This window comes from Yinghuangia sp. YIM S09857 (assembly GCF_051388915.1).
Taxonomy (GTDB): Bacteria; Actinomycetota; Actinomycetes; order Streptomycetales; family Streptomycetaceae; genus Yinghuangia.
In genome coordinates this window covers 24,148-35,174 of sequence record NZ_JBPKBH010000018.1, presented here as the reverse complement: position 1 = coordinate 35,174, position 11,027 = coordinate 24,148, and the positions used below count along the sequence as shown (strand labels likewise).

10 protein-coding genes and 3 pseudogenes are annotated in these 11,027 nt (G+C 70.3%); 4 read left to right on the top strand and 9 right to left on the bottom strand.

The window, feature by feature from the left end; all coding sequences use genetic code 11:
• Both ACRX5S_RS30325 and ACRX5S_RS30320 read right to left on the bottom strand, forming a co-directional pair.
• Positions 1–234: pseudogene (locus ACRX5S_RS30325) on the bottom strand (hypothetical protein); the annotation flags it as partial.
• 130 nt (positions 235–364) lie between these two features.
• The gene (locus ACRX5S_RS30320) at positions 365–1,495 is read right to left on the bottom strand and encodes a GDSL-type esterase/lipase family protein (protein ID WP_436776351.1); all 1,131 of its coding nucleotides are present in this window, start codon (positions 1,493–1,495) and stop codon (positions 365–367) included.
• Between the two features lie 168 nt (positions 1,496–1,663).
• On the opposite strand from ACRX5S_RS30320, the gene ACRX5S_RS30315 reads away from it, so the two are divergent.
• Positions 1,664–2,161 carry a MarR family winged helix-turn-helix transcriptional regulator gene (locus tag ACRX5S_RS30315; RefSeq protein ID WP_436776350.1) on the top strand — a complete coding sequence of 166 codons (498 nt, stop codon included), beginning with the start codon at positions 1,664–1,666 and terminating at the stop codon, positions 2,159–2,161.
• Positions 2,158–2,430, top strand: coding sequence for a hypothetical protein (locus tag ACRX5S_RS30310; protein ID WP_436776349.1), 273 nt, complete (start codon positions 2,158–2,160; stop codon positions 2,428–2,430). The genes ACRX5S_RS30315 and ACRX5S_RS30310 overlap by 4 nt, the downstream gene beginning before the upstream one ends.
• Before the next feature lie 160 nt (positions 2,431–2,590).
• Here the strand turns inward: ACRX5S_RS30310 and ACRX5S_RS30305 are convergent, their stop codons facing one another.
• Positions 2,591–3,220 carry a CPBP family intramembrane glutamic endopeptidase gene (locus tag ACRX5S_RS30305; protein ID WP_436776348.1) on the bottom strand — a complete coding sequence of 210 codons (630 nt, stop codon included), beginning with the start codon at positions 3,218–3,220 and terminating at the stop codon, positions 2,591–2,593.
• 137 nt (positions 3,221–3,357) lie between these two features.
• Positions 3,358–4,152, bottom strand: a complete 795-nt coding sequence (locus tag ACRX5S_RS30300; RefSeq protein WP_436776347.1) for a nucleotidyltransferase domain-containing protein — start codon at positions 4,150–4,152, stop codon at positions 3,358–3,360.
• Positions 4,153–4,721: 569 nt separating this feature from the next.
• Between ACRX5S_RS30300 and ACRX5S_RS30295 the strand changes: the two are divergent.
• Positions 4,722–4,898: pseudogene (locus ACRX5S_RS30295) on the top strand (IS630 family transposase); the annotation flags it as partial.
• Positions 4,899–4,952: 54 nt separating this feature from the next.
• Here the strand turns inward: ACRX5S_RS30295 and ACRX5S_RS30290 are convergent.
• The 5 genes and pseudogenes from ACRX5S_RS30290 to ACRX5S_RS30270 form a co-directional block, all read right to left on the bottom strand.
• Positions 4,953–5,624, bottom strand: a complete 672-nt coding sequence (locus ACRX5S_RS30290; protein WP_436776471.1) for a response regulator — start codon at positions 5,622–5,624, stop codon at positions 4,953–4,955.
• Entirely contained in the window at positions 5,621–6,988 is a 1,368-nt protein-coding gene (locus tag ACRX5S_RS30285) for a histidine kinase (protein ID WP_436776346.1), read from the bottom strand. Before ACRX5S_RS30285 ends, ACRX5S_RS30290 begins: the two co-directional genes overlap by 4 nt.
• Before the next feature lie 57 nt (positions 6,989–7,045).
• Positions 7,046–9,004, bottom strand: coding sequence for an FtsX-like permease family protein (locus ACRX5S_RS30280; RefSeq protein WP_436776345.1), 1,959 nt, complete (start codon positions 9,002–9,004; stop codon positions 7,046–7,048).
• Between the two features lie 3 nt (positions 9,005–9,007).
• Entirely contained in the window at positions 9,008–9,787 is a 780-nt protein-coding gene (locus ACRX5S_RS30275; protein WP_436776344.1) for an ABC transporter ATP-binding protein, read from the bottom strand.
• A 369-nt stretch (positions 9,788–10,156) separates the two neighbouring features.
• Positions 10,157–10,581: pseudogene (locus tag ACRX5S_RS30270) on the bottom strand (VOC family protein).
• 57 nt (positions 10,582–10,638) lie between these two features.
• Between ACRX5S_RS30270 and ACRX5S_RS30265 the strand changes: the two are divergent.
• Positions 10,639–10,950, top strand: a complete 312-nt coding sequence (locus ACRX5S_RS30265) for a TetR/AcrR family transcriptional regulator (protein ID WP_436776343.1) — start codon at positions 10,639–10,641, stop codon at positions 10,948–10,950.
• Positions 10,951–11,027 lie beyond the last annotated feature (77 nt).

The following is an 11,027-nucleotide window of genomic DNA, read 5'->3' as shown; positions in this document are numbered from 1 at the left end:
CCCCCCCCACCTCCCACTGGCTCGGGCCTGGGCCCTGGTCGAGACGATATCCGCGCCCACGCGGGAGTCGGAGCAGCCCGGCAGCACCGCGAATGGCTTTTGGCCGTACGGCAGTTCGGCGCGCCATGCGGCGTCCTGGTTCGGGTGCCGCAGCGTACCTTCGACGAAACGCCGGTTGCCGGCACCCGACGCCGGAAGGCCCCTGCTGTTTGCCCGACCGCTGATGACCGCCACCAGCCGCACCCCCAGGGACTCCAGCCACGAAACGGAAATCGCGGAGACGGCCAAGCAGCTTGTGGACGGCCCCCTGCTGACCCCTGGCCGAGGTGCCCTGGTGGGCTGTGACACGGGCGGTGGGGAGTCGTCACAGGCGCAGGTATGCGAGGTCCACGGCCGCGGCTATCGCCTGCGCGCCCGCGTCGTTCAGGTGCAGGTGGTCGCCGCTGTCGAGGTCGGCCCGGATGAAGTCCGGCGCGTCCGGGTCCTGGACGGTCGCGGCGATGTCGACGACGGCGTCGAAGACAGTCGACGTGCGCAGCCACGCGTTGACCTCGCGTCGCACCGCCCGGCCCTCTGGGGAGTCGACGCCGGGGTAGATGGTTCCTGCGTATGGGCCCATCGTCATGCCGATGGTGGTCAGACCGCGTGAACGTGCCTGGCCGGCAAGGGTGGTGAAGCCGGAGATCAGGTCTTCGGCGGTGGCCGGGGGTTCGCCGCTCATGCCGGGCAGCCCGACGTCGTTGAGGCCGAAGTGGAAGAGCACGTGGGTGACTCCGGGCACCTGGAGCACGTCGCGCTCGAAGCGGGCCAGTCCGCGTACGCCGACCTCGTCGGTCAGCAGGCGGTTGCCGCCGATGCCCTGGTTGACTACCCAGCCGCGGTGGAGCCGCCGGTTCAGCAGGTTGGGGAAGCGGCGGTTTGTGCCGGTGGAGGTGCCCGTGCCCTCGAACCACGAATCACCGAACGCGACGGCTATCGCGGTGCCTTCGGGGGCGAGGACGTCGACGCCCGCGACGAAGTAGCGGCCGTCGATCTCCTCGGCGTCGGAGAAGTCCGCACCGACGGCGTTGCCGGGCAGCAGGTAGGCGTTCTGCGACGGCGTGTGGGAGAACGTCGCCAGGCCGGTGTCCCCGGGCAGGTAGAGGGTCAGCGCCACGTCGGCTCCGCCGGATACCGCGAGGGTGACGGGGTCGCTCTGGACGCGTTCGCCGACGGGGATCACCACCTCGGTCGCGCCGCCGAAGCTCAGTGCTGCGTCGGTGGCGGGGTCGACGGCGCCATCCGCGGTGCGCAGGCCCAGCCGGGCCGCGCCGACGACCAGCGGCTCCTTGCCGTACTCGTTGCTCAGCAACACTCGCAGTGCCTTGCCGCCGCCGTCGAGGTGCAGGACCTGACGCAGCGTCTGGTCGTGGAAGCCGCGGGACGGCTTGATCTGGATGGCCTCGTGGGGGCTGAGGACGGCGGAGCGGAAGCCTGCGACCCAGGTGGTGGACATGGGAACTCCTTGGTATGGCGAGGGGGTTCGCCCCTGACGGAGGGACCCGGCAGCCGGGACTCATTTAGTTGCCGCGAGGAATATCCCCGCGGCAGGCATATGTTTACCGTGCGGATATTCCGCATGTCAACTATCCTCGTGGCAAGTACCTCGCGCTAGGATGAGCGCATGAACCCCGACGTCTTCGACGACCCCCGCCTGACCGCGTCCGGCATCTTCTTCGAGGCCCACGAGGGGCTGGCCGCCAAGCTCGCGCCGACGTTCGAGGCGGCCGGCATGTCCTCCCTGGACTTCGGTGCTTTGACGCGGCTGAGCCGATCGCCCGGGGGGCGGCTGCGGATGACCGACCTCGCGGCCCAGTTGTTCCTGTCCACAAGTGGGGTCACGCGCGTGGTGGACCGCCTGCAGCGCGGTGGTCTGGTGCGGCGCGAGTCGAGTCCGGAAGACCGGCGCAGCACGTACGCCGTCATCACCCCCGAAGGCACCGAGCGCCTGCGCGCGGTCCTTGTCGATCACCTGGAGAGCGTCGAACACTGGTTCACTGGACTGTTCACGCCCGAGCAACTGGACGCCCTGATGACGGCCCTGCGTACGGTCCGCGACGCCGTGCACCCCGACGCGACCAAGGACACCGCCCCGCGCACCGAACCGCCGACCAACCCATGACCGTCGACGAGCTGCTCCAGCGTCGGCCGTGGCGATGGGGTTCGCGCGGCGACCCACATGCGTGGGACGCCATGCGCGAACGCGCCCACGGCCGCCCGCTACCGGACAACGCCTTCGACCTGAGACGCAGTCCTTCTGGTCGCATTTCAACAGCGAGTCCCCCGCAACGGCGTGACGACATCCGCCACGTCACCAGAGTCGAACTCGACCGCGTCAGCGGCTACAACTGCCAGTACCTCGACCTCGGCCCCGCCGGGCGCGCCGGCTGAACCGGCCTGTCGTACTCGGCCGCTTCATGGTCGCGGCGGTGATCGCCACGACAGCCCCCACGGCAACGGTCCGGCCATCCGCGACAGTGCGCGCGGCGCCGCGGGTGTGAACGAGAGCCACTGCCGAAGGCGGCGGATGCACCACGGCGTGGGGGCGCGTTCAGTTCACGGCGTCCGCCGACGTCGGAGCGCTCGCGGGCGTCGTCGCGATCGCGATGGGGGTGGGGTCGCCGGGCAGGCGTCGGCCGATGATGATCCACGCGCAGATCAGGGCGATCGGGACGAGCGCCAGGGCCATCGGGGCGATGGGGCCCATGCCGTTGTCGTGGTCGAGTACGTCGCCCAGGATCAGGAACAGCACCATGTTGTTCCCGGCGTGCGCCAGGCTCGCGACCCATACGCTGCGGCTGCGGTGGTACAGCCAGGTCAGGATGATCTCCTGGAGCGAGAACGACAGCGTCCACACCGTCAGGCCCAGGACCACGTTGGCGAACTCGACATAGCCGATGAAGGCCAGCGGGAAGTGCCACAGTGCCCAGATCAGGCTCGTCGCGGCCATCGAGGGGAGGGTGCGGCCGCCGAAGAGCCGCGGCCGCAGGTAGCTGGTCCAGCCGAACTCCTCGCCCGCGTACATCGGGGTGAGCACCGACGCCACGACCATGAAGCCCACCACGGCGCCCAGTTCGCGCAGCCCGGGCATTCCGCCGGGGCCCGACAGGTCCGGGCGCCACACGCCGACCGCAGCGGCGAACGCGAGGGTCGCCGCCCGCGAATCGCGTGGGCGGCTCACCGGGAGTCTCCGCGTCCCGACCGGTGGCGGGGAACGGTGGCCGCCGATGCCGCAATCGCGCGGATCCGACAGTTGCCGGCGGACCGTCCGACCGAAGCGGACCAGCACGGGCGGCGAGGTACGTGAGCCCTCCTCGGTCAGCAGTCTTGGTCGATGATGTCGTGGAGGTACTGCACGGCGAGCTTCTCGGCGTGATGGCGCCGTTCAACGGTCGCCTCATCGGCATCGGACCATCGGCGGTACAGATCGACGGTGGCGAGGAACGCCCGTCCGGCTTCGTGCCGGTCGTAGCCGCACAGCGTTGCCCGAAGGCTGCGCGCCTCCTCGGGCGCGATTGTCTCCAGATGGCGTACACCGCGGGGGACCGCGCCCACCCGGCGGGCGGCCAGAGGGCCGAGTACGGTCTCGCGCAGGTAGGTGAGGAAGCCGATGGTCTCGAACAGCTCCCCGCGGCCGAGTTTCGTCGCGCCGTAGTGCACCCAGACCCAAAACCGGTCCTCGATCCACTGGAGGTCGAACGCCACACCGACCGGCGGCTGCCGGGCGAGGGCGCCGGCCAGGAGGCCGTCCCGGTCCCACAGGATCTCCGGGTCCTCGGTCCGCTCGGCGAAGTCGGAGGTCCGGACGAACTTGAAGTCGACGTGCAGGAGAGGCGGCCCGACGAGCGTGATGATCACGCGCGGCTCGCCGACATGCTCCCCGGTGAATCCGGCCACCAGGGAGGTCCAGGAGCCGATCAGCACGAGACGCTCCCGCATCACCGCGTCGTAATCCTCGTCATCGACGACCAGGATCAGGTCCACGTCCGAGTAGACATCGCAGCGGCCTCCCGCGATGGACCCGGTGAGCGCCATGCCGGCCACGCGCGCATCCTGCCGGATACGAGGAAGCACATCGCCGAGGAAGCGACTGTGCAAAGACGGGGCGTCCATCTGCTTTCCTTCCGATCGGAGCAAAGCAGATCAACATAACACTCAGTCCGACCGGGAATCGCAACCCGAATCTGTGCACCGCCCCTGAAGGATCACGCGGTCGTGGAGGCACAGGTGCGTGGCCACGGGTGTTCACCGGATGGGCAGGACGAGCCTCGGGGACGCCGGCGCGTGGGCAGTCCCTCAGCTTGACCGGGCGCTCGCGGCGCCGATGCACCACGGCCGCCGGCTCAGGTGCCGGACCCAAGGTGCCCGCCTCGCTCCGCAACAGCGATCAGAGCGCCGTCCACCCGACGGCGAGGCCGAGGAGGTCTCCCCGGAGCATCGCCGCAGGGAATCTGCCCGGGAACCGGCCAGGGCGGCTGGGCGATCGGCCCCCACCCTCTGCGGCGAGATCGCCCGCAACGGCGGCCGGGACGCCGTCGTGCCGCGTCCGCCGCCACGGCCGCCGATGCGCATAGGCACCGACCGCGCAGGCGAAGCTCGCCGACGGCCCGCCCTGCGCGCGCTCACGGAGGCCAGAAACGTCCCGAAGAGGTCAACCGCTTGTCGGCCGGAGGCCGCTTCGGCCCCTGCGGCAGTTCACCCTGGCCGACTCCCACCACCGCAACCACTACGCGCGAATCCAGGCACCGCACCGCTACCTGCGCCGGCGCAACACCAACGCCCGCCACCCCGACGTACTCGCCGCACAACGCAAGGAACCCCCCCGCATCCAAGGAGAGAAGAGCATCCGCTGGGACGGAACCCCGTCGAAGCCGCCGCCTGCCCAAACCCGGCGAATCAAGAGGGTCACCGCGCTAGGACGTTCCGCCTCCCGGGTCTCCGACCCGTAGGTACGCGAGTACGGCGAGGACCCGTCGATGGGTGTCGTTGCCCGGCGGGAGACCGAGTTTGGCGAAGATGTTGCGGACGTGTTTGCCGACGGCCGGTTCGGAGACGGCGAGTTGGCGCATGATCGCGGCGTTGGAGAGCCCTTGGGCGATCAGGGACAGCACCTGTTGTTCGCGGGGGGACAGCGCGGCGACCGGGTCGGGGCGGCGGCGCAGCAGGCGGGCAACGACCTGCGGGTCGACGGCCGCGCCGCCGGCGGCGACGCGGCGCAGGGTGGCGATGAAGTCCGCGACGTCGACGACGCGGTCTTTGAGGAGATAACCGATGGCTCTGCCGTCTCCGGTGGCCAGGAGTTCCGCCGCACCGTCCGGTTCGATGTACTGGCTCAGGACGACGATGGGTAGGTTCGGGATCTCCGCGCGCAGTTCGAGGGCCGCGTGCAGGCCCTCGTGGGTGAAGGCGGGTGGCATCCGGATGTCGGTGATCACCAGGTCCGGCGCGTCCTCGCGTACGGCGTCCTTGAGGGTTGCTCCGTCGGGCATCGCGGTGACGTGGAAGCCGAAGCGTTCGAGGAGTTCCGCGAGGCCCGCGCGCAGCAGAACCGCGTCTTCGGCCAGGATCACCCGCAAGGGGGTCACCGCGGTTTCGGCGTTGTCGTCGCCGGGGGCGGCGGTGTCCGTGTGATCGTTGCCGGGAGCGAGCAAGGGATCTCCACGCGGACGAGAGTGGGTCCGCCCGGGGGGCTGGACAGTCGCAGAGTGCCGTCGGTGACTCCGACGCGGTCGGCTATCCCCGTCAGGCCGGTGCCTTCACAGCGGGCGCCGCCGCATCCGTTGTCGCGTATGTCGACGGTGAGCAGTCCGTCGGTCAGCCGGGCGGCGATGTCCGCCCGGTCGGCGCCGCTGTGCTTGAGGGTGTTGGCGAGTGCCTCGGCGGCGGCGAAGTAGGCCGCGGTCTCCACCGCTTGCGGTGGTCGTTCGGGCAGGTCGATGTCGGTGCCGACAGGCAGGGGGCAGCATTCGGCGAGTTCGTGGAGCGCGGCGGCGAGGCCGCGTTCGGTGAGCACCTGCGGATGGATCCCGCGGATGAGTTCCCGCAGCGCGACCATGAGCTCTTTGGCTTGGTCGTGGGCGCGGGCCACCGCCTGGCCGGCTGGTGTGTCCGGTGGTAGATCGTGCCTGGCCAGGCCCAATTGCAGGCTGAGGCCGAGCAGTTGCTGCTGCGCGCCGTCGTGGAGATCGCGTTCGATGCGGCGGCGTTCGGCCGCGAAAGCGTCCGCGAGGCGGGACCGGGACCGGGTGACCTCGACCAGTCGCGCGGCGAGGTGTTGATGCCCGCGGCAAAGGAGCGTCCGGGTGACGCGGGCGTGTGCCAGTGCGAGCACGGAGAGGGCGTACGCGCCGACGAGCACCGAGGCGACGCCCGCGAGGCAGTACGGGAGGGTGTCGGGCACGGTTTCGGCGTGTCCGATCAGCAGAGCGACCGGGCCAGTGGTGATCGCGACGAGCACCGGTGCCAGGACCAGCAGGGCTGATACGACGGCCCAGACCATCGCGAGGGTCCCCAGCGCCGGCCCCACCACGGCCACGAGGATCGCACAGCCGACCTCGCTTCCCACCCGGGAGCCCGCGTAGTGCTCGCGCAGCCGCGCCTTGCCGCGAGCGGGAAGGGATGCGTCCCGGGCGCCCCTTGTCTGAGGGGACGGTGTCGGTGACATGCGCACGACACGCAGACGCCGACGTTCCAGCGCGGCCACCGGCGCGGCGGCGAGCGGCGCCAGGGCGACGGCCGGCAGGCCCGCCACGAGCAGGACCGCCGCGCGTCCGAGATCGCGCTCACCAAGAGCGATCGCGGCCGCGATCCATGGTGCCGTGATTACAGCGAACAGGCCCAGCACCGGCAGACCCACCACCACACCGGCCGCTAGGTACACGGGGCAACGCCAGATCCAACCGGGGATCAACAGGTTTCGGTCGACCGGCACGGTTGTCGGCGGCGCCACGTGTGTCTCCTGTGGGCGATCTCGGGGGTGGGTCCACAGGACACGGTAGGCCCAGGCTCATGTGCGGGCGGCGGCGAGTTCCGCGGGGCGTCCCCTGGTGGTCGCACGCGCGGACCAGACGGCCGCCGCCCCGGTCACGGCGAAGGCCCCCAGTACGGTGACGCTCAGCATGGCCCACGGCACCACGATGATGGGGGTCCCGGTTGCCTGTGCCGTGCTCTTGGCCATGCCCGCCGTGCCCCCGGCCGCGACGAGGCCGCCGAGCAGGAGCCCGATCGAGGTCACCGCCCATGCCTCGATCAAGGCCATGCGAACGACCTGTGGTCGCTCCAGACCACTCAGCCGGGCGACCGCGAACTCGGCGCGGCGCTCGGTCGTGGCGATCATCAGGGCGTTCACGACGGCGATCAGTGCATACAGGCCGGCGAGACCGAGCAGCACCGCGAAGATCTTGTCGTTGCCGTCCTGTTGCGCGTCGGCCTTGGCGGCGGTCCACTCCGTCACGGTGCTGACGTCTCCGATGCCCGACGCGGAGATCTTCCGCGCGACCTCGCGCGCCGAGGCGCCCTCCGCGACGGTGACGATCGACTCACCGGGCGAGGCCGCCAGCAGGTCCGCGGGCAGGGCGTCCTTCGAGATCAGGAACTCCTCGCCGATGTCGAGAGTTTCCGGCAGGACCGCGACGACCCGCAGAACGACCTCGCGGCCCTCGACGCGCACGGTCACCGACTCGCCGACCCGCGGCCCCGAAAATCCCTTCGCCTGCACCGCCGGTCCGACGGCGACGGTCGCCCCGTGCAGGTCGGCGAGCGAACCCGAGGTCGGCACGAGCAGCCTGGCGCGTGCGTAGGCCTCGGCGTCGACCGCCACCACACGCTGCTCGAACGTGTGCGAGCTGCGCGACCTCGACCCGTCACGAAGGACACGGGCGGTCACCGGAACCGAAACGGAAATCTGCGTCGAAACATCCGCGACCCCCGCAACACCAAGGAGCCTGGCTGCCTCGGCCCCGGTCGACGACACCACCAAATCGCCGCGGGTCAGGCGCTCTTGCTCCTCCCCGATCGAGCGTGACAGCACGCCCAACGCGCCCGACAGACCAAGGATCAGCGACACCAGCACGATCAACGGCGCCGCCACCGACGCGCTCCGGCGAACCCCGTCACGCAGGTTCGCCTCCGCGAGCGATCCCAAGGCGCTGCGCCGCAGCAGCAGGCCGAACAGCCGGGCCACCAGCGGCACCACGAGCGGACTGAGCGCAGACAGCGCGATCGCCCCGACGACAGCGAGCACCATCGCGATCGTCACCGCCCCGATCATGTCGGACGCCTGTCCCGCCGCGACCAACAGCACCGACAGCGCCAGGGCCGTCCCGCCGACGATCCACCGGCCCTTGGACATGACTCGTGCCGCGGCACCCGTGTCGTGAATCGCCTCCAACGGTCGCACCCGCCCCGCACGCCGGCCCGCGTTCCACGAGCCGAGAAGCGCCATACCCGCACCGGTGACCCCGGCCGCCGACACGACGCCCCAGTCCCAGTACCGGGGTGAGAAGCCGGACGGCACGAAACCCACCTGCTCCAACAACCGCGTCTGCACCCATGTCGTGGCCAGGCCCAGCGGTGCACCGAACAGCGCGCCGGCCACACCGAGAAGCAGCGCTTCGGCCGTCAAAAGCCTGCGCACCTGTCCGCGCCCGGCCCCCAGGACCCGCAACAGCGCCAGGTCACGGCGGCGTTGCGCGACGGTGAACGCACACGTGGAGCCGACCACGAAAACCGCGAGGAAGAACACCAACGGCACCTGAAGGCCCATCAGCATCGCCGCGCCGACGAAGCCTTCGCGCATCTCATCACGCTCCACGCGCGTCAGGTCGGCAGGGATGCGAGGGTCCGAGGTGGACATCAGGACGAGCAACGACGACTGCACCAGCGCGACACCCAGGGCGATCGCGACCAGTGCCCCGACGAACAACTGCCAACGTTCGCGCACCGTACTCAGCGACAACGTGAACACGGCTCACACCTCCAACGACGCGAGACGCTCCGCGACGCGGTTCGCGGACGGCCGGTCCAGACGGTCCACGACGCGGCCGTCACTCAGGAAGACCACGGCGTCGGCCGCCGATGCGGCCATCGGGTCGTGGGTGACCATCACGATGCTCTGACCTGTCTCGTCCACCATGGCCCGCAACAGCGCCAACACCGCGCGCGCCGACGTTGAATCCAGTGCGCCGGTCGGCTCGTCGGCGAACAGCACGACGGGGCGCGTGACCATCGCACGCGCTATCGCCACGCGTTGCTGCTGCCCGCCGGACAATTCCCGGGGTTTGTGCCGGCCCCGGTCCGCGAGGCCCACATCGGCGAGTGCGCCGCGCACCTGGTCGCGGCGTACACCGGCGCCGGACAGGCGCAGCGGGAGGGCGACGTTCTGCTCCGCGGACAAGGACGCGACCAAGTTGAAGTTCTGGAACACGAAACCGACCGTCCCGCGCCGCAGTCGCGTCAGCCGACGATCGTCGGCCGCGGTGATGTCCTCGCCGCACAGGGCGACACGTCCGTCATCGACGGTGTCCAGCCCCGCGGCGCAGTGCAACAGCGTCGACTTGCCCGACCCCGAAGGCCCCATCACCGCGGTCCACGTGCCGGCTGCCAGCGAGAAGTCCACTCCGTCGAGCGCCCGCACCCGTGAGGAGCCGGCGCGGTACGTCTTGACAGCCCTGTCGAGCCGCACCACCACCGTGCCGGGAGAGCATGCCGCCTCGGAACGGCCCATCTCCCACTGTGTGTTGACGCCCATGAGCGGCGACTCCCCTCCACGCCCCGCGGACCTCGCCGAGCGGTGACAGGAGTCCACCAGAACGCCGACCGCGGAACACGCCGGGAGACAACCGGACCCGGGGTATGCCCAGGCATACCCCGGGCGGTCGTGGCACGGCGGCCGGTCGGTCGACCGGTTCGAACGCGGCCGGGTGACCTGCGGCGTCACCCCACGGCGCCGGTGACCGTCACCTACGAACCGGCCGACCTCGGCACTTGTTACTCCCTCACCGCATGGCCGAGCTCACCCACTGGGCCGAGGCACACATGGCCGAAGTACTCGCGCTCGGAGAGGACCAAGATCAGAGGCCGGCCCAGCATTGCGCCGAACGCGGAAGCCGGTTCGGTCTCACCTGTGCACGGAGGAGTTGTCGGCCTCGGTGTAGGCGCCCTGGGGCGGGATCTCGGTGATGACGTCGACGAGGATGCCTGTTGGGATCGGTCACGATGAAGTGCCGTTGTCCGAAGTCTTCGCTCCGGATGTCGAGGACGGGATTGAGTCCCTCGCGTTTGACCAGGCGCTCGTAGTCGGCGTCGACGTCGCCGACTTCGAGTTGATCAAATGCCTCGCGTTGCGGTGTCGCGGGTCTCCGGGATCGTCGGATGCGCCGGATCAAGCAGCGCGAGCTCGAACGGATGCGGCCCCGGATGGCGCAGGCTGATGTACCGGTCGGCTTCGAACGCAACCTCGAACCCGAACAGGCGCGTGGAGAAGTCGCGCGACTCGACCAGGCGGTCGGTGCAGACAACGGTGTAAAAGCCCGTCAGGCGCATGGCCTCTTCCCTCTTCCCAGTCGGCATACCAGCGGTATGTCAAAGGATCGGGGCGACATGGTGTACGACAGCGCCGCCGGGACGCGGCAGCGCGAGCAGACCAAGCGCACCCTCCTGCGGGAGGGCCGGCGACTGTTCGCATCCCGAGGGTTCGCGGCTGTCGGACTCACCGAGATCACGCAGGCCGCCGGGGTGGCGAAGGGCGCGACCGTCACGCCGGGCACGAGCTCCGCCAATGTCGCGCCGGCGGCGGGAGATCTGCGCACCTTGGAGGCTCCGCCCTCCGGTCCCGCAGGGCCGGACCAAGGCCTTCCGCAGCCTCGGGAGCCGGTCGCGGCGTTCCCCGCCCTGTGCCGATACCCGGGGTGATCGGCCGCGGTGTCGGTTCTTGCGGTCGTCGAACCATGTGCGACGGCGGCTCGTCGACAATAAAGTTGAACGATGGT